Below are 26,598 nucleotides of genomic sequence, written 5' to 3'. Positions count from 1 at the left end.
AACCTCCGAGCAGTCACCGCGCCCGCGCCCTGGACTGCCCATAACCTGTCTGCACATATCCCACATCCAATCCCTGCACCTCCACGCCCTGCGCTATCGCCTGGCCGGGTTTCACGACGATCTTCGACGGCAAGGCATCCAGTGTTGCGCGATAGAGGACGTAGGATGCTCCGTCGGCATCAATCCGCAACGCGTCGGGCGGCACCGCGATGCCCTGTTCATTGCGATACAGAATGACCGTCAAGCGAGCGCTCATCCCTAACCGGACGTGCTTGCTGAGATCGGTGAGCGAGGCGTCGACCGATGCCACTACGTCGTAGTATGCGGCAGCCCCTTGCACGTCCATTGCGTTGCCTTGCACCGCAATGGACTCGATGTGCCCGCCCAGCACCTGCCCGGCAAAGCCGTCGCCCGCGATCTGCACCGGCATGCCTACGCGCAACCGGTGCAGATCCATCTCCTCCACCCTGGAGAGCACCTGGATGTGTTCCCGCCCAGTCACGCTCAACAAGGGCGTACCCTGGCTGACCAGCACGCCAGGCTGCACGCTCAGCGCCTTCCCTCCGTCGGGAACCGAGGGGCGCGCGACGAACCCCGCAAATGGAGCCGTGACCGCCTGACGATCGCGTTGTGCAAGCAACGCCTGATGGCGAGCCTGAGCATTGACCAGCTCCATCTCGACGATCTCCCGGTCCACGCCCTGCCCGCGAGTCTCAACGATGTGCAGCTCCTCCTGCGCGGCGAGCAGATCCTGCTGCTGCGTGCGCACCAGTTGCGCCATGGTGTCGACTTCCATGCGGGCGACGATGCCGCGCGCAAAGAGCATCCGGGTATCGCGCAGGTTCGTCTCTGTATTTTCCAGGGTAGTGCGAGCGGTCTGCACGGCTCGTCGAGCGCGAAAAACGTCGGAACTGCTGTCCCAGTTGCGCAGCTGATTGGCTTCCCGCTGTGCCTTGAGCAGCTCAGCCTGTGCCTGACGCAGCTGAATATCGATCTTCCCAGGGTCAAGTCGTATCAGAACTTGCCCCGCATCAACGGACTGTCCTTCGCGCGCCAGCACTTCGCGGATGACACCTTCGAATGGAGCCCCCAGCGTCTCCTGACGGCTCGGCTGAATACGTCCGACCAAGCCAAGCCGCTGTTCGAGAAGCCGGGGCTCCACGGCCACCCACTCGCTCGTTGCCGGCTCTGTCTCCGCGGCATCTGTCTTCCATGGCCGCCAAAGCAGCATGCCGCCAGCCAGCGACAGCAACATCAGCAAGAGTGGCCTGCGGCCGATGAAGAAGAGAGCTTGGCTCGCAAGACGGAAGCTAGTCATCGAGCGCGATGTCCCAGCTTTGCAGCGTGGTCCCCAGCTTCTGGTCCAGTTCGGCCTGCGCATTGAGATAGCTGACAAGCGCGTTGAGCCTCGCGTTTTCCGCATTGCGCAGATCATTCTCGAAGCTCAGGACCTGAAAGTTGCTGGAGCGGCCCACGGTGAGCTTTTCACGTTCTATTTCCAGTTTTCGGCGAGAAAGATCGCGTGCACGCTGGGAAATTTCGTATTGGCGCCACCGCGTTCCGATATCGCGCACGGCGTTGACCACATCACGCTCCAATTGTTGGCGAGCCTCCGCCAACTGAAGTTCCTGGCTGCGCACGTTGACCTCGGCCTGTACTTCGGTCTGGCGCGTGCTCAAGTCGCCAATGGGAATTTCCACCTGAAGCCCAACATAGTTTTCCCAGTTGCGCGAGGCGCCGCTCAAGGCGCTGCGCTCGCGCGCCTGACTGGCGCCACCCACGAGCGATACATTCCAGAGGCGATCGTTGCGCGCGACGGCAAGATTGACGGTAGCTTGCTCGCTGGCAATGATCTGTGTCAGATAAGCAGGTTGAGAAGCTTCGGCCTGCCGTAGCGCTTCGACAGCATTGACGTCCAGGCGCTGCGCCTGCAAGGCCTCGGTCGCGACAATCGGCGTGTTCAGGTTCAGGGTCAGCAACTGCAGCAGGGCCAGGCGAGCGCTCTCCACCTGATTGCGCGTGTCTTCATAGGCCAGTTCCTGCGTGGCCACCTCGGCTTCCGTTTGCACAATTTCAAATTCGGCCATGCGCCCGGCAGCGATCATGGCGCGATTGACGTCAACCAACTGACGCGCGCGCTCCAGCGATTCCTGCGCAATCGCCAACTGCCCCTGCGCTTGCAGCAGTGCTCGGTAGGAAACAACGACCTGCGTGATGGTCTGCGCGACAATGAGCTTAAGGTTGAGCCGGTTTATCAGTTCATTCAGGCGCGCGAGGCGCACGGGGGCCGTCGCGATGTCCTTCCCGGCGCCGCGCAACAAAGGCTGGATCACAGCGATGTTGGCGCCGTCATTGCGCGACAGGCCGCCCTCGCTGGCCCGCATGTGGCTGTAGTTCCAGCCCAGGCTGACACGACTGCCATAAGGCGTCTGCAGACTCGCGGTGGGGGCCAGGGTCCCCTGTCGGTAGGGATCCGCCTGATTCCGCAGAGAAAGGTAGCTGCCGCGGAGCGTCAGCTTTGGCGTAAAACGATCCTCGGCCACACGCAGGTCGAACTTTTGAGCCACGCGATCCAGATAGGCGCTGCGAATGGCACGGTTTTCCCGCAACCCCAGATAGATTGCGTCGCTCAATGTCAGATCGATGGTTGAGGCATTCAACGACTTCCCGGTAGCGGCAGGTGCCCCCTGGCCTTGCCGACCTGCCTGCATCGGTGCCGTCCGCGCCGCGGCTCTTTCAGAAGTGATGAAGAGTGCTGCGGCAAGCAGCGCAGCAACAATGGCGTGCAGCCTACACATCGCGCAGCGCCTCTACAGGCGCCAGGCGCGCCGCCGCCAACGCCGGTGACAATCCAAAGAACAAGCCAATCGCAATGGCGCTGCCGACACCCAATGGCAACGCCGCCACCGATGCTGAAAACGACGACCAGCCGGAGAGATGCACGAAGAGCCTGGCCGCCGCGAAGCCGCATGCCGCGCCAACCAGCGAACCAGCGGCCGACAGCAGGATTGCCTCCAGCAGAAAGAGGCGCGCAATATCCATGGGACGCGCGCCCAGCGCCATGCGTACGCCGATTTCCCGGCGCCGCTCCGCGACGCTCATCACCATGACATTCATCACGCCTATCCCGCCCACCAGCAGGGAGATGCCCCCCAGACCCGTCAGGAACCATGAAAACAGGCGTGACTGCTGCGCCATGCCGTCCAGCAATTGCTGGGGGATCTGCACATCGATCTCGAATCCGGGCAACCTTTCCGTCAGCCAGGCCTGTAGCTGGGGTGAGGTATGCCCGAGCGTACCGCTATCGGCGTTACGAGCCAGGATGCTGGAAATTTGCGGAAGCGGCATGACACGCCGCATCCCTTCGACGGGCAAAAGAACCGCATCGTCCGGGGAAACGGGTAGCAATGGATTCTGTCCGTTCGGCCATAGAATGCCGACCACTTCAAACAAGTAGCCGCCAAGCCGCATCTGGTCACCCAATGAAACGGCAACGCCTGCGCGTTCCCACTCAGCCGCGACATTCGCCCCCAAAACCGCATGGGTGGCTCCAGCGTCGAACTCGCTCAGGAATCGGCCTCGCGCCAGCCGCAGATCCAGAACGTTCCGCAGCTCGGTATTACTGCCCAATACCGTGACGCTCAGGGAACGTCCCCGCAACCGTGCTTCCGCGCCCGTTGGAATCAACACGGCCGCCGCCGCAATATCGGGCAGCGCTGCGCGCAACGAGCCGACATCCAGGTGAGCGACGGCGGGCACCGCGGCACTGCGACCCTCGATGCGATTCTTCACGCTGGCCACCAATAGATCAGTGCCCATGCCTTGGAAGACGCGCATGGCTTCAAGCTGGGCGTTGTGCCCGATGTTCAACAGCGCCACGACGGCCATGCAGCCCACCGCGATCCCCAACATGGACAAGATGGCCCGCCGCCCCTGCAAGCGGAGGTTCTCGATCGATTCTCGCAGCAGTTGCGACCAGGACGGGCCATAACCGGATTGCAGGACATGACGCCCAACATGTGGCGCCCGCGCCCTAACCATGTGCCTCCCGGATTCGGCCATCGCACACTTCGATGCGGCGTTCCATGCGATTGGCAATTCCATGGTCATGAGTCACCAGGATCAGCGTGGCGCCTTGCTCCCGATTCAAGGAAAGCAGCAGATCAATAGTGTCCTGTGCGGTCTGGCCATCGAGATTGCCGGTAGGTTCATCGGCCAGCAACAGGGCCGGCTCGCCCACCAAGGCCCGGGCAATGGCCACGCGCTGACGCTGGCCGCCCGACAGATCCGCGGGGAGGTACCAGGTGCGTTCTTCCAATCCCACCTTCGCCAGTTGCGCCAGGGCAGCCTGTCTCGCTGCCGGCCGCGACAGGCCGCGATACAGCAAGGGCAACGCGACATTGTCCAGCGCATCGAGGCGCGGCAGTAGATGGAAGCTCTGAAAAACGAATCCAATACTCCGATTGCGCACCCGCGCGCACTCGCCGGAGCCGGCGCGCGTCATATCCACACCGGCGAGCAACACACGCCCGGCGGTGGGCGCATCCAATAGCCCCATGAGGTTGAGCAGTGTGCTCTTGCCGGATCCCGATGCACCGACGATGGCGCAGCTTTGGCCCGCGGGGATGGAAAGCGACACGTCGTGCAATATTGCTTGCCTGGAAGCGCCCGCAGCATAGGCATGTGTGATTCCCTCCAGGCGGAGCATGTCCGTGTCGTATATTCCAGGCACTCCTCCCCCTTCCATCCGCAAACACAAGCATCGCCCCGACAGATGTTCGTTGGCATCAGCGGCAACCGAACACGGCGACTCAGCCGCCTCGCGACGCGCGATATATCAAGAAGCCGATCTCATCCTCAATGCTCCCGCCACATGCGCGGGAGCCACGGTGTGGCGTCGCTTGCCCTGATCGTCGCTCAAGCGCTTTAGCAACAGCGTCAGCAAGGATTGGAATTCGTCCTTCTGCGGCGTCGACTCCGTACGCTTCGACTGAGTAATCGCTACCTCCAGCTTGGCCTCGTAGTCCTGGGGCTCCTGGGCTCTTAGAATGGGCGGCAACGATCTGTGGTAATCCAGCATTTCCTGCAGGGTTTGGGGCGAATCCCGACCTATCCGACGGGAGTCATCGTTCAGCTTCGCGATGATGCCCCGCCTCCATACCTGATCCTGGTCATAGTCTTCCCGCCAAGCCGCTTGACGCTCATTGACGGTGAAGGCTCCGCTATCGTCGTAGGTGATCAATGCCAATTGCTCGCGCGACATCCCTTTGAAGGGATTGGGACCCGCGCCGTTGGCGAAGTCGGTAGCCTGCTTGGCCAGGGCGAGCCGTTGTGGATCGTCCGACTTGGGCACTTCGGCATCAGCCTTGGACTTGTTCATCCGGTAACCGTCGCCTATCAGCTTATCGACAGTGGCGTCGACAATCTTGACCAGGCCCTCGCGGCTGGTGCTGGCATCCCTAGCGGCCGCCCGCGTGCCCGCTTCGCTCAGCAAACGCGCGAGCGACGAAACGCCGGTCTTGCTGGCGGGCAGTGAGCCAGACGCGCCGGACGCCGGAGACGCATGGCTGACGGCGGTTTTACCGGCGAGGTCCTGCCGCGCGGGCTGCTGGCTGCGTACCGCGGAATAACTGAATTGATTGATGTGATTCATATGCCGGTCCATCGTTGATAGGATTTAGACTGTATGCGGCAGCAAGGAGGCAGCGCGAGGCTGCCCCGCCTTGCTACCTCATGGTGAACTCAACCGACCACTCGTGGGTTACGGGGTTCTGCAAGGTGAACGCGGCATTGCAATCCGCCCCTCCGGTGCCCGTGGCCGTCTTGTTCCACTTCGGTATCTTGGTGAGACCACCCGTAATCAGTGATCCCCCGCCAATGGCATACACAAATGTGGTGCCGAAGACGCATGTCTTGCCGTCCATCGTGTAGCGCACGACGGCTGCGTTGGCGTCGGGACTGATCAGGTTCTGCACTTGATACGAGTCTGAATCGCCCGCTCTGACGAGTTTCTTAGGTTTTGGCCTCGCATCGACAAAGGTGCTGGTTTCGTTATTGGTCACGGGCGTATACGTAGCCGGCTGCGCCCCCAGATTCTTGAACGTAACCGTTACCGCAGGCCCTGAAACAGCCGCTCCGGCAGCGCACATCGTAGTGGCGGCAAGTGTTGCTACAACCATGGCTTTCTTGATTTGCATCGCACGAACTCCCATCTGGGCGCTTTTGTGTCGAGTCAGCCCTGGTTGCGGCACATCCGCCAAGCACAGCCTATTCAAATGTGCTGTCGCGCAACCTATCCATCGACGAGCGTCGACACGTTGGCATTGTTAAGAGATTCACTTTCCATTTCCTGCGATTTCTTAACGATTTAGCGACCCAAAAATTTAGCTCTTTTAATCCATCCCTATTCAAAATAACAGGGTTAAATAACTGGAATTCCTAAGAAATCCCGTCAACCGTAGAAAATCAGCGAGACTGACGATACTCTGCTACTTGACTTGAAAACCTCTATGCAAAAGTAAACCGCACGAAGAACGAACTCCATGGAAGCTCTATAAACGGACTAATGCCGAGTATCGGGCTACATTTTCGTATGACCACAGACAAAGCATGAATCAATCTCCAGAAAATGATTAATTCGAGATAATGCATCCGCGCCTTCTTGGCACCCAGAGCTCTCGTTAATCATGGATCTTCTTCCTGACACCCGCAACCATAAGACCCTTGTTATCGGACCATAGGAAAATGCGATTTTCGAGGCACGGGAATCGCCCATAATGCAAATCCCTTCCGTACAAGGCGCAAAGAGCACGGCAATGGATTCCGTATATCTGGTGGTCACCCTGGGCGCGGTCATCGCGGGCTTCGTGCAAGGCCTGTCGGGCTTTGCGTTCGGCCTGGTGGCGATGTCGTTCTGGGCCTGGGTGCTGGACCCGCGCCTGGCTGCGGCGCTCGCGGTCTTCGGCGCCTTGGTGGGGCAGGTCCTCGCCGCCATCACCGTGCGCCGCGGCTTCGACCTGGGACGATTGCTGCCTTTCGTGATCGGCGGCCTGTTCGGCATTCCGCTGGGCGTGGCGCTGCTGCCGCGCCTGGACATGGACTGGTTCAAGGCCATACTCGGCGCCCTGCTGGTGATCTGGTGCCCCGCCATGCTGTACGCCAAGAACCTGCCGAAGATCTCCGCAGGCGGCCGCGCGGCCGACGCGGCCGTCGGCATGGCCGGCGGCGTGCTGGGCGGCATCGGCGGCTTCACGGGCACGCTGCCCACCTTGTGGTGCACGCTGCGCGGATTGGACAAGGACGCGCAACGCGCCATCATCCAGAACTTCAACCTGTCCATGCTGCTGGTGACCATGGGCACGTATCTGGCAAGCGGCATCGTCACGCGCGCCATGCTGCCCATGTTCGCCATCGTCGCCGCCGCCATGCTGGTGCCGGTGCTGCTGGGCGCGAAGCTTTACATAGGCATCAGCGAGGCGCGCTTCCGGCAGATCGTGTTGGGGCTGCTGACGGCGTCCGGCGTCGCCTTGCTGGCATCGGCAGTGCCGCGGCTGCTTGAACGCGTGGCATAGTTCCGCCCCTGACAGCAACACGGACAGGTACAACACCCATGAATCCCGATCGCCGCTACCTCGTCGTCCAGGCCCACGCCAGCGAGTTTCCCGAGCCCATGCTGGTACGCAAGGGAGATCGCGTCACCGTCGGCGAGCGGTACGATGGCCCCGAGGGCTGGCCCGACTGGTATCTCTGCACGCCAGCGAACCAGGAAGCCGGCTTCGTGCCGGCGCAATTCCTGGATCGCCACGCCGACGGCAGCGCCACGATGCTGGAGGATTTCACCAACAAGGAACTGGATGTCGCGGAAGGCGAAATGCTGCGCGGCGAACGCGAATTGAATGGATGGGTGTGGGCGGTCAGGCTCGTGGATGGCGAGACGGGCTGGGTGCCGCTTGAAAACTTGCGTGCATGCGGCCAGGAAGCTCAGGCGCAGGGATGAGACGGCCATCGTGGGCTGACAGAGATCCGCTGGCCCGTGCCGAACATTTCAGTGGACCGCCACCGCAGATTCGATCGTCGAGAAATGACATCGACTTTGCCCACGGATCAGCTGGCAAGCCCCCTAGCTAGAGTGCCTTTGTACGGAGATCAATGAGTTGACGTTGGTCGCGCATGGACGATTCCGAACGATTGAAGGTGGGCGCCACCGTCACCGTCGGCTGCTCGCCATCCTTGATGCGTTTTGTCTTTACCCGCGCCGCAGCCGCCGCCTTTGAAGCTGCCTTCTTGGCACTTGCCTGCGCAATGCGGCGGAACGTGGCCATCACGGTGCGTTTGTCGTCGTCGAAGTCGCCATGATGGGTGGCGCCTGAGGCGGAAAGAGAGTCATCCGGCTCGGTGTTGGGCGCCAGCACCAGATCCACGCCCAATTGCTGCATCAGCGTCCGGTCAATGAAGCGCTCCATGCCCAGGATGGGGCAGCCATCGCGAAACAGTGGAATGCGCGCCGGGTCTTCGAAGGCGTTGGAAACCAGGTAAAGCAGCGACTTGTTGTAGATGCGGCCGCAGTTGTCATCTCGCTCGGCCTTATCCGTGAGGGCAAAGATGGCCATCTTTTCGACCTTTTTCTTCTCCAGCGCGGACGCGTAATGCTCTTTGAACAGCTCTACCTGGCAGGCGGGCGCCCACAAGGTGCAACTCTTTACGGGGATCTTCCGCGCGCCCAGCAGGCTGACCAACGGCGCCAGCAGGATGGAACCGGCGCTGTGACCGACCATGTGCACTTCCAGCGCGGGCAGGCGTTTACGCAAAGCCACCAGCAGGTCGGCGACTTGTTCGGCCGCACCACCATTGTCGCTGGCAGCCAGGGCGTTCTGCTTCATTTCGCTCCAAGCGGATTTTCCGGTGAGCGTGCGCGCCAGCGGCTCCAGCGCATCGTCCAGGCGGTCCAGCATGAAGTCCTTGGCGGCATCCAGCCCCCCCTCGGGCTTTCGGCGATTGACGGCATCGCGCAGGATGTTGGTGATGGTGGTCCAGTAGTCCGAACGCCAGATAAAGGCCAATGGATAAACCTCGCCATCCAATAGCAACGGACGATACTCGGCCAGCCGCTGCACGGCGGCCTGTTCACCCACCAAACCGCCGTGGGCATAAAGAAGGATCCGCGGCACCGCCCAGCCACCGGTAACGCGCGGGATATCCTCGTCGAAAACACGCTGGAGTTCGTCAGTCGTGCTGCCGTAATCGCCACCGGCTTTGAGCGCGCCATTGTTGCCCACGCTGATGATGTGTGGCCGCAAGTCGGCGTAGGAATAGCTGACGGACTGAGCTGCCGTGGTGGCATGCACCGTCGCGGTAGATTCCGGCCGCCGCAGCGTGACTGGCGCGCCCAGGCGGGCCACCCACACGTCGGTGCCGTTCTCCAGCCAGTCGTCGTAGCTCAGCAGACCGAAGCCGCTACGGCCCCAGGCGGGTCCCCAGGAATTCTGAATCCAGAAACCGCGCTCGTCGTAGGCGACGATGGCGAAAGCATGTCCGCCCAGGATTGCGGACGACTGCTGGATCTCCCCATCCGCACCCACATGTGACCATCCTTCATGGACGGTGCAGGTCGCGTACAAGACGCCCACCTCGGCGATCGCCGAATGCATGGCCACCAGATCCTTGTGGTTGACCCGGAAATATGCCCCCAGCGGACGACGCAGCGCGTCGACCACGCGCTCGTCGTTCAGGCCGCCCTCGGCAGGGGAACCCTTGGAGGCAGACTTGACGGCCTTCTTACCCACTTTGACCACGCCGCTGGGGTAGAGCGATTCGGAGCAAACGCCATGCTTGTGCCATCCTTTCATGGCTCCACGTGCGCTGGAGCCGGAATAGTCCTCGCCCGGCCATTCGTCATAGCGACGGGCCAGCTCGTACATCATGCGTGGACTTACCGGCGTTGCATCGGGTACCACGCGCCGGCGCAGCAGCAGGTAGTGAGCCACGGTGGCCAGGCCATAGCCGGTACATGCCCCTTCGGCACCTTGATCGAGGATAGGCACGTTGCACTCAAGATAGTCACCCAGCGGTACGTGCAAGGGCACTTCGATCAGCGTGGGGGTATACATCTGATCGCGGAAGTCCAGGGTATCCGGCCGAGCATCGAGCCGCCGCGCAGGACCTGCGCCTGCCGCCTCCTTTTTGGTCGCGGCGTTCGCCTGGCCGCGGCGGCGTTTGCCGCTTGCTTTCTGATCGGTCGGCTCATCATCGGGCGCGGCCTCCGCGATGAACTCCCAGCCGCGTGTCAACGCCTCCGCCGCCATCGCGGGCGCGGCGCGCCGCGCGCCTGCCTTTCCCCCGCGCCGAGTGGCTTGTACCGGACCAGCAGCCATGTCGGGCAGGCTGCCGCGCAGGACGTCAAGTGCCAGGGCATAGAGGCGCCGCCGGTCATCGGCACCATTCTGGCCTCCGTTGATGCGGCGCGTGATCTCGTCAAACTGGCCTGCATCGGCCAGCGCATTGAGCCCATTACGTTCCCAAAACAGCCCCGCAATCCGGAAACCCACCACGGGGTCGGCTGCTTGTTCAGGCTGACCGACCAGATCCAGGCCCAGCAGTTCCCCATAGCGCGCATAGTTGGCACGACCGGTGATCTGGATCGGTCCACGGCCTTTGAAGCGGCGACCGTCGCCCGGATGCGCGTTGCCAAGTCTGCGCGCCAGATCGCTGGGAGGTTCATAACGCCGCTGCGCTGCCGTCGGCCCCCAGAGCTCCTCCAGGAACTGCAATTCCCCCGACTCATGGCCCAACTGCGCCACAAAGGCGGCCGCCCGCCGCAGGTTGGCGTCGATCTGGTGAGCCGCCATGGCATCGTTGAGAGGCTCCAGGCACTGCGCACGGCGAAGCCGGGATGCGTGGCGCATGATCTGCGCGAGTTGGACATCAGTCAGCATGTTCGTCTCTTCCTCGGCCAGCATCTATCGTCAGTGGATCTTTGCGTCCGATGCTAGTCATGCGCTTTCACATTGCATATCCCTTCAATTGGGTATGGCGCACAGTCAGAGCTTGTCATAGGTTATTGGGCCCCAGGATATTGGGCCCCTGACCCTGGAGCAGGAAAGCCGCCTGGACGGAGCGAGGTTCTGCCCCAGAGGATGACCGTCAAACCACGGGCACTGGGTGCGGTCCAGCAACGGGTGGAGGCAGCGCGCACCGCCCATCGCCAGCGTTGCCGGCTACAGTCCAATCGTCGGATTTTGCTTGGAAGCTCGAATCGGCTACTGCCGTGCAGCAGCCTTGAGCGTTTCCTCTACTCTGGACAACTCTGCTTGCGTCTGAGGGCCGGCATTGCGCGCGCGGACAAGCGGCAGGACCTGCCCAGCCAAAGAGCGCGCGTCTTGAGTCCAGGCACGGGGGTCCGTGCGAGAAAGAAAATAAAGCACATTGATCAAGCCGCTCGGAGAGAGCTTGTCGATCTGATCGCTATTCAGCAACTTCAAGGCCTCGACAATGGCGTCCGCTGAATCATTGAAGTCTCTCTGCAACCTGCCCGTGGCGCGGCGGCGTTCGTCCACGCCAGGCGCATTCATCTGAGAAACAAGGCGAACAATTTCCGCATTTTCAATCTTGGCGATGGTTGCGACACTTTGCGCGGCGGCTTTGCGGACCTCCTCGTTGGGTGACTGCTGCAGCCCTGCGAGCAAGCCGTCCGCCTCTTCTTTGGAAAGTGCAAGCCGGACCATGGCGAGCGCAGCATTGCGCTTGGCCCCATCCTGAACGCTCAGCTCGGGAACAAGACTGTAGACCCACTTGTAACGCTCCACGCGTTCCTTGGACTCTTCAACGCTGGTGCTGCGTCGCCGAAGCTCGGCATCCAGCGCCGCACTCTGAATCTTCAAATCCGCCTCGCGCTGGTCAATCAGTTGCTTGGTCTGCGCATTCCAGATCGTCAGTACGATGGTTACAAGCGTCCCCAAGACACCCACGCCCGCAACGATGCGGTCGAGCCATGATCGGGTAGTGCCTTGGGTATCCATCTCAAAGACCTCACGGGGTGGGTCCGTACGTGTTCGTTGGATTCAATGCATGCTACGGCGGGCATCGCTAGGTGTCTAGTCGCGGAACCACGCACTTTTCCGCGGAGACCTTGGTCAACCTCAAGCGCTGGGCGATGACGGTGTTGGGTTCGCCGTCGGTACTGTTCAGAACCATGCGCCCCCCTATTTTCCAAGGCGGCAGGCGGCGAGCGACTGGCTGCCAACGGCTGAAACCAAAAAACCGCGCATTTGCGCGGCTTTTCAGGTACTTCCACAATTTCACCGAGTTTCACGAAACGCCGTGAAATCGGTCAGACGGATCAGACGTTGATCACACGTTTAAACGTTGATCGGTCTGCAAAGGGCCGTGAATGCTAGGTTTCGCGGGGAAATCAAGCCACTGCCTTTGCGGGAATCGCTGGAAGTACCCCCAGTTGTACCCCCATAAGGGGTATCGGGATGATAGATCAGTCTGGATGCCGGTGCCAGCGCTGCGCCTGCCGGATAAAACGGGTATGGCGCAGACCGCATTGTTGGCTGACGCATGGAACGGTACGCGATGAGATGCAGGGGAACGGGCCGCTGTTGCCCATACCTCGGAGAGCTCTCATGGCAAACCGTCACACCCGCCACAATCCGCTGGGGCAAGATGCCCTGTTCACTACGCCGGCCTCGCTCATGCTCGATGCCCGCCTCACGCCGCTGGAGCGCAATGGTTGGCAGGTTCTGCGCATGCTGCGCTCTGCGGAAGGCATCAGCCCACTGGCGAACCTGGGGCAGTTGCGCCGCTATCTCACCTCTACACCGCTGGGGCAGCGGGCCGGATACGAGACGGCCCGGCGCGCTCTCGTCGTGCTTCGGCTGACGGGGTGGATCAGTCTGGTGGGTCAGCACCGCGATCCTCTGACCGGCCATGTGCTCAGCGAGCTGTATCAGGTTCACGAAAGTGCCCTGGACTTCCAGCAGGCCCGCACGCTCGATGCCAGTCTACCCGCGCTTTTGCAAGCCTCCATCGGCCATGAAAACAACCAGGTAGATCGGGTGGCCGTCCACATTCAGGCAGTGCTGGCGCAGGCACCTGAAGCCGCCTCCATTGCGACCCACGATCAGCGCCACGATGACGATGATTTGCCCCCTATGCCGCCGTCGCAGGCGAGCGAGGCAGCCGACCCGCTGCCATTGTCTGGCGATTCCGCTGGCAGCACGCCTGTTCCGCAACAGACCGAACACGCTCGCCACATGACGGCTGAGCAGGGCAGTACGTATAAGACGTATATGTATAAAAAAGAACGTACGTACCGCGCGCGCGAAGGCGACGGCGATCCGGCATCGCAGTCGGTGAGCTTGCCGCCTTGCCTGAGCAATGCCCAGGCACATCAGCAAAACGACGTGCAGGCCGCCTTGCGGCGGCTGTCGCCGCAGCATCGCCGGGAAGTGCTCGACGAGTTGCAGGCTCGCAGCCAGAGCGGCACCGTGCGCAATGTCGTGGCCTACTTCTTCGTCTTGGTGAAGCGCGTCGTTGCGGGCGAGTTCCGCTTGTGGGCAGGTCGCAAGGAGACGTCTACCACCCCACGGCCTGCCGAGAATCGACCGGCAGCTCCGCCGCGCACCGCAGACCGCCCAAAACCGACTGCGCAACCGGCATCACGTGAAACCGCCCTGGCGCACATCGCCAACATCCGCAAGATCATGAACACCTCGACGAATGCAGGGGACATCGCAGCGCAGGCAATGCAGACCAGGGGATGGCAACCGCATCCTGCGTAATAAATGCTGCCGCGAAACGGGCCGTCACTGCACGCCGCAGTGACGGCCCCGCACACGCCAGCAACAATGCGGGCGCACACCAGATCCCATTGTGTGCGGCAGACATGATGAAGCCCGACCTACACTGACCGGGCAGTTGCCAAGACCAATGGGCTTCGTACATCGGCAACCCCAACAGCGCAGGTTCCTGTAAGCTCAGACCCGTCAAGGCGGAACCACCCCAGGTATGCCCAGCAGCCCACGCAGGCTGGGGATCGGATTGGCCTCGACCAGCCCCCGCACCACCGCGAACTCAAAGATCGCCGCCAGATCGCCTTTGACATGAATGGCTGCCCACGCACCGTGGGCCTTGCACTCTTCCAGCAGTGGGCGAATCTGTTTAACGCCAATGTCACTCATCGGCATCCCGTCGAACTTCGGCGACAGGTACTTCCTGATGCGGGATTCTTTCGTACGGTAGGAACTGAGCCCGAAGACCGGTTTGATCTCCGCCAGGTACGCTTTCGCTACCTTGGCAGACGAGCTTTCACGAGCACGCTTGCGTTCCTCCAGCACTTCCAGGTTGCGCTGCTTGACCTGCTGCCGCTCATGCGCAGGGTGGATACCTTGCTTGACCAAGGCACGCGCTTTCTCGCGGGCAGCGCGAGCCTCCGCAAGACTTACCTGGGGAAAGCTGCCAATGGCAAAGAGGTTCTCCTTGCCTTGCAGGCGGTACTTCCACCGCCAGAGCTTTCCGCCGGCGGGCTTGACCAGCAGGAACAGGCCCCCGCCGTCTGATAGTTTCCAATCTCGATCAGTCGATTTGGCCGACCTGACCTTGAGGTCGGTGAGTAGGTTTTCGGGCATCGTTGGACTCCACTGCGGGGAAAAGTACCCCCACGGTTGAACACGAGTACCCCCAACGCTACCCCGAATTTTCCGGACCTCGATGAACATTAGGAACGCTCAGCAGACCGTATTGTTTCCGCAACTCATTGATTTAAAACGAGTCAATCCGTCCACCAAACGCTACTGAGCGCCACCGAGATCCAGCAAAAATCGTCAGACGTTGAACAGGAAGTTCATCACGTCCCCATCCTGCACGATGTATTCCTTGCCTTCGGCGCGCATCTTGCCCGCTTCCTTGGCGCCCTGCTCACCCTTGTAGGTGATGAAGTCTTCGTAGGCGATGGTCTGGGCGCGGATGAAGCCGCGTTCGAAGTCGGTGTGGATGACGCCAGCGGCTTGCGGCGCGGTGGCGCCGATCGGCACGGTCCAGGCGCGTACTTCCTTCACGCCGGCGGTGAAGTAGGTCTGCAGGCCCAGCAGCTTGAAGGCGGCGCGGATCAGGCGGTTCAGGCCGGGTTCTTCCATGCCCATGTCCGACAGGAAGGCCAGGCGGTCGGCATCGTCGAGGTCGACGATTTCGGATTCGATGGAGGCGCAGATGGCGACCACGGGCGCGTTGCGCGCGGCGGCGAATTCGGTCAGGCGGTCCAGCAGCGGATTGTTGGTGAAGCCGTCGTCGGCCACGTTGCCCACGTACATCGCGCGCTTGGCGGTGATGAAGCAGAGCTGGGCGATATCGGCCTGCTCTTCGGCCGAGAGATCCAGCGCGCGGATGGGCTTGGCTTCGTTCAGCTGGGCCACGCATTTTTCCAGCACGGCCACGATGCGCTGCGATTCCTTGTCGCCGGAGCGCGCGGTCTTCTGGTGACGATGCAGCGCCTTTTCGGCGGTCTGCATGTCGGCCAGTGCCAGCTCGGTTTCGATGACTTCGATGTCGGCGATGGGGTCGATCTTTCCCGCCACGTGGATCACGTTGGGGTCTTCAAAGCAGCGCACCACGTTGACGATGGCGTCGGTTTCGCGGATGTGCGAGAGGAACTGGTTGCCCAGGCCTTCGCCCTTGCTCGCGCCGGCGACCAGGCCCGCGATGTCGACGAATTCGACGGTGGCGGACAGGATGCGTTCGGGCTTGACGATTTCAGCCAGTTTCTGCAGGCGCGGATCCGGCACTTCGACCACACCGACGTTGGGTTCGATGGTGCAGAACGGATAGTTCTCGGCGGCGATGCCGGCGCGGGTCAGAGCGTTGAAGAGTGTCGATTTGCCTACGTTGGGCAGGCCGACGATGCCGCATTGCAGAGCCATGGGAATCCTGTGTAAGTACGGTATTGATCGTTAACGTTCTAGTTTACCCCGGCTGGGCGCTCAAGCCCCGCCGGCCCGGCCGCCGTTGCGGCCCCGCTTAAGCCGCGGCGGCAGGGACCCAGCGCATGATGACCCAGATCATCAAAATGGGGCCGGCGTTGAAAACGGAGTGCAGCAGGATCGCCGCGCCGATTCCGCGGCGCACGCGCATCCAGCCCAGCACCAGGCCCGTGAGCCATTGCGGCAGCACCAGCAGGGGCAGCAGCCAGTACGGCGTCTTGCTGTAGACGAAGTTGGTCAGGTGCACCGCGGCGAAGGTCAGCGCGACCAGGTGGAACACCAGGCCGAAATGCCGCAGGTAGTAGCGCCGCCAGGTGGTGTCCCAACCTTGCAGCGGTTCGGCGCGCTGGCGCGCGCCCCAGCAGGCCAGGATCACGAATGCGGCCAGCAGCAGGCCGGTCCAGACCTTGGGCCCCCACAGCACCACGGGCACCATCGCCGGAATCAGCCACAGCGCCTGCTTGGGGCGGCGCAAGCCGTAGCGGAACAGTATCTCTTCCACCAGCGGCGCCCAGATGACGGCGGTCAGCCAGGGGATGTTGGCGGGATCAAGCCGGTGCGTGACGCCGCCCAGCCCGGCGGCGGCCACTGCCACTGGCCCCAGCGCAAACAGGTTCACTGCCCACAGCAGCGCGGCCCAGGCCAGCAGGCGTCCCGGCCCCAGGCCCGGCCACCAGTCGGCAACCAGCCCGCTGGCGGCCGCACGGCCCGGCAGGCGCGAAGCGGGATGCGGATGGCGGATGAAGCGCCAGAAGTCCGCGATCTCGCTGCGAAAGCGCAGTTTTCCGCCAGACACCGACGCCGATTGCCGCTGGTCTGTCATCAGGCCTCGTTGCCGCTATGGAGTTGACGCGTCGCCAATGGAAAATCGCCGGCCAGCATCGCCGGCACCACGGCGCGGCAACGGTCGATCACCGCTTCTATCTCTTTCTGCTCTTCACGGCGCGGCGGATGCAGCACGAAGTCCGCCACCTGCTGGGCCAGGCCCAGCGTGCGGGGATGGCCGATGCCGATGCGCAGACGCCAGAAGTTGGGGCTACCCAAGGCCGCCTGGATGTCCTTCAAGCCGTTGTGGCCGGCATGGCCGCCACCCTGCTTCAGTTTCACCTGGCCGGGCATCAGATCCAGTTCGTCGTGCAGCACCAGCACCTGCTCCGGCACCAGCTTATAGAAGCGGGCCAGCGCGCCGACCGCCTGGCCGGAACGGTTCATGTAGGTGTTGGGCTTTAGCAGCAGCACGTTGTCCGCGCCCAGGCGGGACTTGGCCACCATGCCAAAAAAGGACTTCTCCAGCGCAAAAGAAGCGCGCAAGTCGTCCGCCAGGTGGTCAGCCAGCCAGAAGCCGGCGTTGTGCCGGGTGGTTTCGTAGTCGGGGCCGGGATTACCCAGCCCCACGATGAGGCGTATAGGAGTAGACATGATGGGGGTGTTTAAACCAAAAAACCCTGCGCATGCAAATGCACACGCAGGGTTTCGGGCATCAGCCGCGGAAAGCCCGGGGGCTTCCCAGCGGGACTTAGGCGGCCGGAGCTTCGGCAGCGCCTTCGTCGGCGGCAGCGCCGCCCTTGACCACGGCAGTGGCGGCCAGCAGCGGGTTGGCGTCGCCACCGTGCGGGACGTAGGTCACGCCCTTGGGCAGAGCGATGTCGGCCAGGTGGATCGAAGCGCCAGGCAGCAGATCCTTCAGGTCCACTTCGATGAACTGGGGCAGCGCTGCCGGCAGGCAGGTGACTTCCAGTTCGGTCAGGACGTGGCTGATGATGGCGCCGCCCAGCTTCACGGCCGGCGAGACTTCAGCGTTGATGAAGTGGAACGGGACCTTGGTGTGCAGGGCCTGGTTGGCGTCCACGCGCTGGAAGTCCACGTGCAGGACTTGCGGCTTGTAGGCGTGCCATTGAACCGAACGCAGCAGGACTTGTTCTTCCTTGGCTGCGCCTTCCAGCGCCATTTGCAGGATCGACGCGTGGAATTGTTCCTTGCGCAGGGCGTGGTAGATCTCGTTGTGGTCGAGTTCGATGTTCAGGGGGGCAGCCGTACCGCCATAAACGATGGCGGGAACGCGGCCCGCGCGGCGCAGGCGGCGGCTCGCACTCGAACCCTGGACGCTACGCGCAGTTGCATTGAATTTCATGGAAAACTCCAAAAACAATAAGGGCGAAGAGACTTCGCCGGTTGGTACACGGCACGCGAAATACGCGCCGCGTTTGTTGCGCCTTGCCGCGACCAGCAAGGCGCAAAACTCTGTATCCGGACTACCCGTCCGAGGGATGCCGCGTCTTAGTCGACGAACAGCGAGCTGACCGATTCCGCGTTCGAGATACGCAGGATGGTCTCGCCCAGCAGCGCGGCGCACGACAGCTGGCGGATCTTGCCGCTGGCCTGGCCTTGCTCGGAGAGCGGAATGGTGTCGGTGACGACCAGTTCGTCCAGTTGCGACGCTTCGATGCGGTCGATGGCGCCGCCCGACAGCACCGGGTGCGTGCAATAGGCGTAAACGGCGCCGGCGCCGCGGTCCTTCAGGGCCTGCGCCGCCTTGCACAGCGTGCCGGCGGTGTCGACCATATCGTCCATGATGATGCAGGTGCGGCCGTCGACTTCACCGATGATGTTCATCACTTCCGACACGTTGGCGCGCGGACGGCGCTTGTCGATGATGGCCAGATCGGCTTCCAGCTGCTTGGCCAGCGCGCGGGCTCGCACCACGCCGCCGATGTCCGGAGACACGATAACCAGGTTCGAGAAATTGCGGCGCCAGATGTCGCCCAGCAGGATCGGACCGGCGTAGATGTTGTCCACGGGGATATCGAAGAAGCCCTGGATCTGGTCGGCGTGCAGGTCCATCGTCAGAACGCGGTCGACGCCAGCCACTTGCAGCATGTTGGCCACGACCTTGGCCGAGATGGCCACGCGCGCCGAGCGCGGGCGGCGGTCCTGGCGGGCATAGCCGAAATAAGGAATGGCGGCGGTGATGCGGCCAGCGGAAGCGCGGCGCAAGGCATCGACCATCACCATGATTTCCATCAGGTTGTCGTTGGTGGGGGCACAGGTGGGCTGCAGGACGAAGACGTCCTTGCCGCGCACATTCTCGTTGATCTCGACCATCACTTCGCCGTCCGAGAAGCGACCGACGGTCATCTTGCCCAGGGACATATCGAGGTGGTTGACTACGTCCACGGCCAGCCGAGTGTTGGCTGTACCCGTGAAAATCATGAAGCTATCGTTTGCCATGATGGATGATGCGATGGTCGTTTTAAGACACTAACGAGGTGATGCGAGGTGATGCACCAGCGGACCCGGAAAATAAAAAAGCTGCTGAACCCGGGCCAGTGTCTTACAGGCGTGTTCAACAGCTTTTTTATGTATTCGGTTGGCTGGGGAGGAAGGATTCGAACCTTCGCATGCCGGAATCAAAATCCGGTGCCTTAACCAGCTTGGCGACTCCCCAACTATCTTGCAATCCAATTCCGCAACGGATGTTCAGCTAACCCAGTACATGCCTGCACTAACCGAAACCGTGGATGCGTTTGGCTGAATATTTTATCAGCGCCGCGCATTATAGCGGATATTTCTGCTTCTGCCAAAACGGCTTCGGAGAGTTCGGAAAATTCGGCGAATAAACACGCACCAGATCCCGACATGCGAACCGGGGCTCCACGAAGGATTCCCTGTTCAGCAAGCCACCGCGATGCCCCAAGCACTTCTGGGTAAAGACGGTAGACCACCGGCTCCAAATCATTCCTGCCGAAGCGGGAAGTAGGCGAAGCAAGAAAGACAGCTATTGTGATGTAAGAAGAATCCCTTGTCAAATCGGGCGCCGAAAATATCCTAGGCGTGGGCACGCTGGCATCCGGCTGCGCCACCAGATAAGCGCGCTCCGGCAGCGTCACCGCGGTCAGATCTTCGCCCACGCCCTGAGCAAAGGCGGACTGCCCGAAGACGAAGACGGGCACATCGGCTCCCAGCGGCAGGGCGAGCTCCATGAGTTCGCGCCGCGACAGCCCCGTGCCCCACAGCCGGTTCAGCGCGATCAGCACCGAGGCGGCATCGCTGGAGCCGCCGCCCAGGCCGCCGCCCTGGGGAATGCGCTTTTCCAGGCCGATCTGCACGCCCTGCTTCGTGCCTGTGGCACGCTGCAGCGCGTGCGCGGCGCGCAAGGTCAGGTCCTGCTCCTCCGGTACGCCCGGCAGCTCCGTGGCGCGGCTGATGACGCCATCGGCGCGCACGTCGAAGTGCAGGGTGTCGCACAGGTCGATGAAGCGGAAAACGGTCTGCAGCAGATGGTAGCCGTCGGCGCGGCGGCCCACGACGTGCAGGAACAGATTCAGCTTGGCGGGAGCGGGTACGTCGTAGAGAGTCACGGCTGGGCGAAAAAAAAGCGGTCGCCCGATTTTACCGGGCGGCCGCCTGTTCCGGGCCGAGGCGGCCCATTGTTCAAGGCTGGTTGACAACCAGGCGCAGCATGATGCGGCGGCCCGGCTCCAGGCGCTCCAGCACCAGCAATTGGGGACCCAGCGTGTCGTAGCGCGACAGCCGCGCACGCCAGCCGCCCTGCTCGAACGCCGCCGGCCGGCCCAGTTCGTCGCGTGATACTTCGGTGGCTTCAGGCGTGGCGGCCAGCTTGCCGCGCAGCCAGTCGCGCAGGCCGGACACCGGCATGCTGCTGCCCAGCGCCTCGGCTGCCAGCGCATCGGGATTGTCGGCGACCAGGCGGGTGCCGTCGGCCTTGGTCAGGCTGGCCGCGCCTGGCCCACCTTCCACGCGTGCCTCGGTCGAGCCCAGGGGATTGGTCAGGTCCAGCACATAGCGGCGGCCGTCGTCCGACCACGAGAAGCCGCCCTGCACGGCATTCTGCTTGCCGCTTTCCTCGTTGACGGTGATGGCGAAACGGCCGATGCGCGAGAAGGCGTCGGCGCTGGCGCCTTCGATCGGCTTGGGCGTGGTGCAGGCGGCCAGCGTCGCCGCCAGCATTGCCATCAGGAACCAGCGCAGCGGCGCGGTGGCGCCGCACACACGTTGGAATACTGCCGTCACAGGCTGATCCCCAGGCGCTTGGCCACGTCCTGAACGGTCTTGTTCTTGGGATCCTTGGCCACCGCGGCGCGCAGCAGCTCGATAGCCTGGTCGCGCTTGCCCTGGGTCCAGAGGACTTCGGCCAGGTGGGCCGCGATGTCGGCCTCCGGACGCACGCTGTAGGCGCGCCGCAGGTAGTCGGCCGCGGCCGCGGAATCGCCCATGCGGTACTTGACCCAGCCCATGCTGTCGAGAATGAACGGGTCGTTGGGAGCGAGTTCGAGCGCTTGCGTGATCAGATCCAGGGCCTCGGGCAGACGCTGGTTGTGATCGGCCAGCGTGTAGCCCAGCGCGTTGTAAGCGTGCGCGTGGTCCGGGTCCAGCGCGATGACCTGGCGCAGCATGCGCTCCAGGTCGGCCAGACGGTTCTGGCGTTCGTACAGCATGGCCAGTTCGTACTTGATCTCGACCGTGTCGGGCAGCGCCTGATCGGCCGCCTCCAGCACCGACACCGCCTGCTTCACGCGGTCGGCGTCGCGCAGGATCTGGGCCTTGGTCAACACGCCCAGGGTGCGCTCTTCCTCGTCCTGGGGACCGGCGGCGTCGATCATGGCCAGCGCGTCGTCGATGCGGCCGCTCTTGGCGCGCAAAGCGGCCTGGCGCATGCGTACCGAGTAGCGCAGCGTCGGATCGTCGATGCGGCCCAGTTCGGCGATGGCGTCGTCGTAGTGCCCCTGGTCTTCGGCAATGCGGGCCAGCAGCACATGGGCGTCGGCTGCGGCGGCGCCGGCGTCGGTCGCGCCCGGCACCGTGGCACGTTGGCGCTGCTGCTGCACGTCCAGATATTGCTGCAACAGGCTCTTGGCCTGCGGCAGCTGTCCGGCCTTGTAAGCCAGTTGCGCCTGCATGAACAAGAGGTCGAAATCTTCCGGCGAGCGGCGCGACATGGCCTGCAATTCAGCCAGCGCGCCGTTGTAGTCGCCGCTGTCGGCCAATTGGCCGGCCAGCATCAGGCGCACCTTGCGGGCGTTGGGATTGCGGGCGATGTAGGCGCGCGCCTCGGTCTGCGCGCGCTGCGGGTCCACCTTGTAGCCGTATTCCAGCACGCGCAGGGCGGCGGGTTCCGACTTGGGATCCGCGGCCAGGGCCGCGCGCGACTCCTGCGCGGCGCGGGTGTAGTCGCCCGAGGCGGAGGCCACGTCCGCCAGCGCCAGGTGCGCGGCCGGCAGCTTGCGCACGCTGTCGCTGAGCGATTCATCCAGGATGCGCAAGGCCAGGCGGCGGTCGTTCAGACGGCTCAGCACGGCCAGGGCCTGGCCGATGGCGGCCGGCTTGTCGCGCGAGGAATCGATGCGGTTGCGCAGAGCCTGCGACAGGCCCTTGGTCTGGCCGTTGGCGGCGGCCAGCGCCAGCTCGGTGGAGCTGGCCTCGACGTCGTTGGGAGACAGGCGCGCCCAGACCCGGGCGGCGTCCAGGGCGCCGGGCAGGTTGCCGCCAGCCAGTTGGAACTCGAGGGCGCGGCGGGCCAGGCGTGGATCGCCGGTATCCCGCGCCAGGCCCAGCATGGTGGTAGCCGCCGAGCCGTACATGCCGCGCTGCGCGGCGATCTCGGACGCGAGCACGCGATAAAAGATGTCGGCGGTCAGCGAGACATAGGGCAACTGCCCGGGGCGCAGCCGGATGACTTCGGTTTCAGGGTGGCGGCTCTGGGGCGCCATCCGAGGCCCGGTCGCGTCGCGCGTCCGGCTGTCGGCGGCCTGGGCCGGTGGGGTCAGTATTGCTGCCAGCGCAAGCGCTAGCGCGGCGATCCCGATGTTTATAGGTTTGAAAGACGACTTCACGCGGCCCGTCCGGTTGATGGCACAATCTTCGTACACGCAATTAATGATCTTACACTGGCTCATGCCGGAACTGCCTGAAGTCGAAACCACGCGTCGGGGAATCGACGCCGTCATCACCGGCCGGACGCTGACGCGGCTGGTCATCCATGAATCCCGCATGCGCTGGCCCATCCCGCCGGATCTGCCGGCCGTGATCGCTGGCCGCGCCGTGCTGGAGTGCGCGCGACGGGGCAAGTATCTGCTGCTGCGGTTCGAACACGGCACCCAGATCGTGCATCTGGGCATGTCGGGGTCTCTGCGCAGCGTCGCCCCCGGCGAATTCCTGCGCAAGCATGACCATGTCGAATGGATCTTCGAGGAAGCGGTGCTGCGCCTGCATGACCCGCGGCGCTTCGGCGCGGTGCTGTGGCACCCGGAGTCCGACGGCCCCATCGAAGCCCATCCCCTGCTGGCCAAGCTAGGCATCGAACCCTTCGACCCGCGTTTCGACGGCGCCTGGCTGCACCGCCACTTCAAGAATCACGGCGCCGCCATCAAGCAGGTGCTGTTGGCGGGCATGGCCGTGGTGGGCGTGGGCAATATCTATGCATCGGAAAGTCTGTTCCGCGCCCGCATCAATCCCAAGACGCCGGCCAACAAACTGTCGCCGGCCCGCTGCGAGCGCCTGGCCGACATGGTGCGCGCCACCCTGGCCGACGCCCTGACCTCGGGCGGCAGCACGCTTCGGGACTATGTCGGGGCCACCGGCGAGCCGGGCGCCTACTTCGAGATCCACGCGGCGGTCTATGAACGCGAGGGCCAGCCCTGCCGGGTCTGCGGCACCCCGATACGGCGCATCGTCCAGGGGCAGCGCGCTACCTATTACTGCCCGAAATGCCAACGGAACTGACCTATTCCACTCCGAAAATCTGCGGGAAATCCCTGTAAAAACAAGGACATTTGTTTATAGCAAACGTATTGCACAAACACTAACGCCGAGCTATATTCCTTCCACACACCCTATTCCTAGAAAAGTGGAAGGAGCCTCCATGAGCAAGCAATTCGCCTCGCACGCCGACCTGGACGACAAGGTCGTCTCGTTCGAAAAACTGTCCGACAACGCCTATGCCTACACGGCCGAAGGCGACCCCAACACGGGCGTGATCATCGGCGACGAGGCCGTCATGGTGGTCGACACCCAGGCCACCCCGGTCATGGCGCAGGACGTGATCCGCCGCATCCGCGAAGTCACGGACAAGCCCATCAAGTACATCCTGCTGTCGCACTACCACGCCGTGCGCGTGTTCGGCGCGTCGGCCTACAACGCCCAGGAAATCCTGGCCAGCCGCGACACCTACGACCTGATCGTCGAGCGCGGCGAACAGGACAAGGCCAGCGAAATCGGCCGCTTCCCCCGCCTGTTCCGCAACGCCGAATCGATTCCGGCCGGCCTGGTCTGGCCGACCATGACGTTCAAGGGCGAGATGACCGTCAACCTGGGCAACCTGGAAGTCAAGCTGCTGCAAGTGGGCCGCGGCCACACCAAGGGCGACACCATCGCCTGGCTGCCCGAGCAGAAGATCCTGTTCGCCGGCGACCTGGTCGAGTACCAATCCACCCCCTACTGCGGCGACGCCTATTTCCGCGACTGGCCCAGCACGCTGGACGCGCTGTCCAGTTTCGAAGCCGAAAAAATGGTCCCGGGCCGCGGCCCCGCGCTGAAGAACGCCACCGAGGTCCGCCAGGGCCTGGCCGGCACGCGCGCCTTCCTGACCGACCTGTACGGCGCGGTGAACCGCGGCGTGGCCGAAGGCAAGGACCTGAAGACCATCTACCGCGAGGTCTACGACTTCATGAAGCCGCGCTACAGCGACTGGGTGATCTTCGACCACTGCATGCCGTTCGACGTATCGCGCGCCTATGACGAGGCCACCGGCTACACCGACCCGCGCATCTGGACCGACAAGCGCGACCTGGAGATGTGGGCGCAGCTGGAAGGCTGATCCCGGCGGGCCGCCCGCCGGCGGCCCTTCCCCGCTGGAACCGGAATCGCGCGCCGCAAGGCGGCGCGCGGCTTCGTGACATAAAAACAATATGACCCACACAGGAGACAACCGTGGGAGACATCGACTTTCAGGCGATGGAATTCGCCTATGAAAAGCACGCCGACCAGGCCGCCAGCGCGCAGGCAAGGCATCAGGTGGTGGTGGTGGGAGCCGGCCCGGTCGGCCTGACCACCGCGCTGGATCTTGCCCGCCAGGGCGTGCGCGTGGTGGTGCTGGACGACGACTTCCGCCTGTCGACCGGTTCCCGCGCCATCTGTTTCTCCAAGCGCACGCTGGAAATCTGGGACCGCCTGGGCGTGGGTCAGCGCATGATAGACAAAGGCGTGTCCTGGAACGTGGGCAAGGTCTTCTTCCGCGAGCAGGAAGTCTGGCGCTTCGACCTGCTGCCCGAGCCCGGCCATCGCCGCCCCGCCTTCATCAACCTGCAGCAGTACTACGCCGAAGGCTATCTGTACGAGCAGGCGCGGCAGGAACCCAATATCGATCTGCGCTGGAAGAACAAGGTCGCCGGCGTGGAGCAGTGCGACGACGGCGTCGTCCTCAGCGTGGAAACGCCCGACGGCGCCTATGCGTTGCATGCCGATTGGCTCATCGCCTGCGACGGCGCGCGTTCGCCGGTGCGCAAGCTGATCGGCCAGGAAAGCCATGGCCGCATCTTCCGCGACCGCTTCCTGATCGCCGACGTCAAGATGCAGGCGGACTTTCCGACCGAACGCTGGTTCTGGTTCGACCCGCCCTTCCACCCCAACCAGTCCGTCCTGCTGCACCGCCAGCCGGACAATGTCTGGCGCATCGACTTCCAACTGGGCTGGAATGCCGACCCGGTCGAGGCCGTCAAGCCCGAGAACGTGCTGCCGCGCATCCGCGCCCTGCTGGGCCCGGACGCGCGCTTCGAGCTGGAATGGGTCAGCGTCTATACCTTTGCGTGCGAACGCATGGACAAGTTCCGCCACGGCCGCGTCGTGTTCGCGGGCGATTCCGCGCACCGCGTGTCGCCGTTCGGCGCCCGCGGCGCCAACAGCGGCGTGCAGGACGCGGAAAACCTGGCCTGGAAGCTGAAACTGGTGCTGGCTGGCCACGCGCCCGAGACGCTGATCGACAGCTACGCCGTCGAACGCGAATACGCCGCCGACGAGAACATCCTGAATTCCTCGCGCGCCACCGACTTCATCACGCCCAAGAGCGACATCAGCCGCAGCTTCCGCAACGCGGTGCTGAACCTGGCCAAGACCCACCCCTTCGCGCGCTCGCTGGTCAACAGCGGCCGCCTGTCGCTGCCCGCGACCTACGCCGGCTCGCCGCTGAACACGCCGGACACGGACGCCTTCAGCGGCCGCATGGTGCCGGGCGCGGTCGCGCTGGATGCTCCCGTGAACGCGCAGGATTGGTGGCTGGCGCAGCTGGACGGCGAATTCGTGCTGGCCCTGTTCTGCGGCGACGCCCTGCCCGACCGCGACACGCTGCTTGCCCTGCAAGCCCTGCGCATGGCGCCGGTGCCGGTCAAGGCCGTGCTGGTGGCCAGCCCGCAGTGCAATCTGTCCGCGCTGCCCAAGGAACTGCCTGCCGTGACGGACCGCGAGGGCTGCCTGGGCAAGCGCTACGACGCACAGGCCGGCACCGCCTACCTGATCCGCCCCGACCAACACGTCTGCGGCCGCTGGCGCGCCTTCAACGCTGCCGCCGTCGCCGCAGCAGTCGGCCGCGCCACGGGCCGCGCCTGAACTTCGA

At 63.4% G+C, this 26,598-nt stretch carries 23 protein-coding genes and 1 tRNA gene; 6 read left to right on the top strand and 18 right to left on the bottom strand.

Annotation, left to right across the window (positions count from 1 at the left end):
- Nucleotides 1-13: 13 nt before the first annotated feature.
- The 6 genes from FOC84_RS17940 to FOC84_RS17915 form a co-directional block, all read right to left on the bottom strand.
- Nucleotides 14-1,318 (bottom strand): HlyD family secretion protein, encoded by a 1,305-nt coding sequence (locus FOC84_RS17940; protein ID WP_173145616.1) that lies wholly within the window; start codon nt 1,316-1,318, stop codon nt 14-16.
- Complete coding sequence (locus FOC84_RS17935) at nt 1,311-2,798, bottom strand: TolC family protein (protein WP_173145615.1); 1,488 nt, start codon at nt 2,796-2,798, stop codon at nt 1,311-1,313. Before FOC84_RS17935 ends, FOC84_RS17940 begins: the two co-directional genes overlap by 8 nt.
- Nucleotides 2,791-4,110: an ABC transporter permease gene (locus FOC84_RS17930; protein WP_217278767.1), complete on the bottom strand. Its 1,320-nt coding sequence runs from the start codon at nt 4,108-4,110 to the stop codon at nt 2,791-2,793. Before FOC84_RS17930 ends, FOC84_RS17935 begins: the two co-directional genes overlap by 8 nt.
- A complete protein-coding gene (locus tag FOC84_RS17925) occupies nt 4,034-4,708 on the bottom strand; it encodes an ABC transporter ATP-binding protein (protein ID WP_173145614.1) in 675 nt (224 codons plus the stop codon). The genes FOC84_RS17930 and FOC84_RS17925 overlap by 77 nt, the downstream gene beginning before the upstream one ends.
- 129 nt (nt 4,709-4,837) lie before the next feature.
- On the bottom strand, nt 4,838-5,653 hold the full coding sequence (locus FOC84_RS17920; RefSeq protein WP_173145613.1) for a hypothetical protein: 816 nt from the start codon (nt 5,651-5,653) through the stop codon (nt 4,838-4,840).
- Between the two features lie 73 nt (nt 5,654-5,726).
- The gene (locus FOC84_RS17915) at nt 5,727-6,197 is read right to left on the bottom strand and encodes a hypothetical protein (RefSeq protein ID WP_173145612.1); all 471 of its coding nucleotides are present in this window, start codon (nt 6,195-6,197) and stop codon (nt 5,727-5,729) included.
- 618 nt (nt 6,198-6,815) lie between these two features.
- On the opposite strand from FOC84_RS17915, the gene FOC84_RS17910 reads away from it, so the two are divergent.
- Nucleotides 6,816-7,571, top strand: coding sequence for a sulfite exporter TauE/SafE family protein (locus FOC84_RS17910; RefSeq protein ID WP_173145611.1), 756 nt, complete (start codon nt 6,816-6,818; stop codon nt 7,569-7,571).
- 38 nt (nt 7,572-7,609) lie between these two features.
- Nucleotides 7,610-7,996, top strand: a complete 387-nt coding sequence (locus FOC84_RS17905; protein WP_173145610.1) for a ligand-binding protein SH3 — start codon at nt 7,610-7,612, stop codon at nt 7,994-7,996.
- Nucleotides 7,997-8,123: 127 nt separating this feature from the next.
- Here the strand turns inward: FOC84_RS17905 and FOC84_RS17900 are convergent, their stop codons facing one another.
- The gene (locus FOC84_RS17900; RefSeq protein WP_217278766.1) at nt 8,124-10,931 is read right to left on the bottom strand and encodes a glycoside hydrolase family 19 protein; all 2,808 of its coding nucleotides are present in this window, start codon (nt 10,929-10,931) and stop codon (nt 8,124-8,126) included.
- 324 nt (nt 10,932-11,255) lie between these two features.
- On the bottom strand, nt 11,256-12,014 hold the full coding sequence (locus tag FOC84_RS17890; protein ID WP_173145609.1) for a hypothetical protein: 759 nt from the start codon (nt 12,012-12,014) through the stop codon (nt 11,256-11,258).
- 609 nt (nt 12,015-12,623) lie between these two features.
- On the opposite strand from FOC84_RS17890, the gene FOC84_RS17885 reads away from it, so the two are divergent.
- A complete protein-coding gene (locus FOC84_RS17885; RefSeq protein WP_173145608.1) occupies nt 12,624-13,781 on the top strand; it encodes an STY4528 family pathogenicity island replication protein in 1,158 nt (385 codons plus the stop codon).
- A gap of 204 nt (nt 13,782-13,985) precedes the next feature.
- Here FOC84_RS17885 and FOC84_RS17880 read toward each other — a convergent pair whose 3' ends face one another.
- The 10 genes from FOC84_RS17880 to FOC84_RS17835 form a co-directional block, all read right to left on the bottom strand.
- Nucleotides 13,986-14,627, bottom strand: coding sequence for a tyrosine-type recombinase/integrase (locus tag FOC84_RS17880; RefSeq protein ID WP_254241695.1), 642 nt, complete (start codon nt 14,625-14,627; stop codon nt 13,986-13,988).
- Nucleotides 14,628-14,822: 195 nt separating this feature from the next.
- Nucleotides 14,823-15,914 (bottom strand): redox-regulated ATPase YchF, encoded by a 1,092-nt coding sequence (gene ychF / locus FOC84_RS17875; RefSeq protein WP_173145607.1) that lies wholly within the window; start codon nt 15,912-15,914, stop codon nt 14,823-14,825.
- A gap of 97 nt (nt 15,915-16,011) precedes the next feature.
- Nucleotides 16,012-16,797, bottom strand: coding sequence for a CPBP family glutamic-type intramembrane protease (locus tag FOC84_RS17870; protein WP_173145606.1), 786 nt, complete (start codon nt 16,795-16,797; stop codon nt 16,012-16,014).
- The gene (gene pth / locus FOC84_RS17865) at nt 16,797-17,393 is read right to left on the bottom strand and encodes an aminoacyl-tRNA hydrolase (protein WP_054451950.1); all 597 of its coding nucleotides are present in this window, start codon (nt 17,391-17,393) and stop codon (nt 16,797-16,799) included. Before pth ends, FOC84_RS17870 begins: the two co-directional genes overlap by 1 nt.
- Before the next feature lie 97 nt (nt 17,394-17,490).
- A complete protein-coding gene (locus FOC84_RS17860; RefSeq protein ID WP_173145605.1) occupies nt 17,491-18,105 on the bottom strand; it encodes a 50S ribosomal protein L25/general stress protein Ctc in 615 nt (204 codons plus the stop codon).
- 146 nt (nt 18,106-18,251) lie between these two features.
- Entirely contained in the window at nt 18,252-19,202 is a 951-nt protein-coding gene (locus tag FOC84_RS17855) for a ribose-phosphate pyrophosphokinase (protein ID WP_173145604.1), read from the bottom strand.
- Nucleotides 19,203-19,342: 140 nt separating this feature from the next.
- Nucleotides 19,343-19,419: transfer RNA gene (locus FOC84_RS17850), tRNA-Gln, on the bottom strand.
- A gap of 1 nt (nt 19,420) precedes the next feature.
- A complete protein-coding gene (ispE, locus tag FOC84_RS17845; RefSeq protein WP_173145603.1) occupies nt 19,421-20,332 on the bottom strand; it encodes a 4-(cytidine 5'-diphospho)-2-C-methyl-D-erythritol kinase in 912 nt (303 codons plus the stop codon).
- A gap of 73 nt (nt 20,333-20,405) precedes the next feature.
- Nucleotides 20,406-20,948: a lipoprotein insertase outer membrane protein LolB gene (lolB, locus tag FOC84_RS17840; protein ID WP_173150217.1), complete on the bottom strand. Its 543-nt coding sequence runs from the start codon at nt 20,946-20,948 to the stop codon at nt 20,406-20,408.
- Nucleotides 20,949-21,001: 53 nt separating this feature from the next.
- Complete coding sequence (locus FOC84_RS17835; RefSeq protein WP_173145602.1) at nt 21,002-22,888, bottom strand: tetratricopeptide repeat protein; 1,887 nt, start codon at nt 22,886-22,888, stop codon at nt 21,002-21,004.
- Here FOC84_RS17835 and mutM point away from each other — a divergent pair.
- The 3 genes from mutM (at nt 22,887) to FOC84_RS17820 (ending at nt 26,591) form a co-directional block, all read left to right on the top strand.
- The gene (mutM, locus tag FOC84_RS17830; protein ID WP_173145601.1) at nt 22,887-23,714 is read left to right on the top strand and encodes a bifunctional DNA-formamidopyrimidine glycosylase/DNA-(apurinic or apyrimidinic site) lyase; all 828 of its coding nucleotides are present in this window, start codon (nt 22,887-22,889) and stop codon (nt 23,712-23,714) included. The genes FOC84_RS17835 and mutM overlap by 2 nt on opposite strands.
- Before the next feature lie 139 nt (nt 23,715-23,853).
- Nucleotides 23,854-24,807 carry an MBL fold metallo-hydrolase gene (locus FOC84_RS17825; RefSeq protein WP_173145600.1) on the top strand — a complete coding sequence of 318 codons (954 nt, stop codon included), beginning with the start codon at nt 23,854-23,856 and terminating at the stop codon, nt 24,805-24,807.
- A 113-nt stretch (nt 24,808-24,920) separates the two neighbouring features.
- On the top strand, nt 24,921-26,591 hold the full coding sequence (locus tag FOC84_RS17820; RefSeq protein ID WP_173145599.1) for an FAD-dependent oxidoreductase: 1,671 nt from the start codon (nt 24,921-24,923) through the stop codon (nt 26,589-26,591).
- Nucleotides 26,592-26,598 lie beyond the last annotated feature (7 nt).

Origin of the sequence: Achromobacter pestifer (genome assembly GCF_013267355.1) — a bacterium.
Classification (GTDB): Bacteria; Pseudomonadota; Gammaproteobacteria; order Burkholderiales; family Burkholderiaceae_B; genus Achromobacter; species Achromobacter pestifer_A.
The sequence above is the reverse complement of the archived record's forward strand: the minus strand, read 5'-3'. Positions and strand labels throughout refer to the sequence as shown.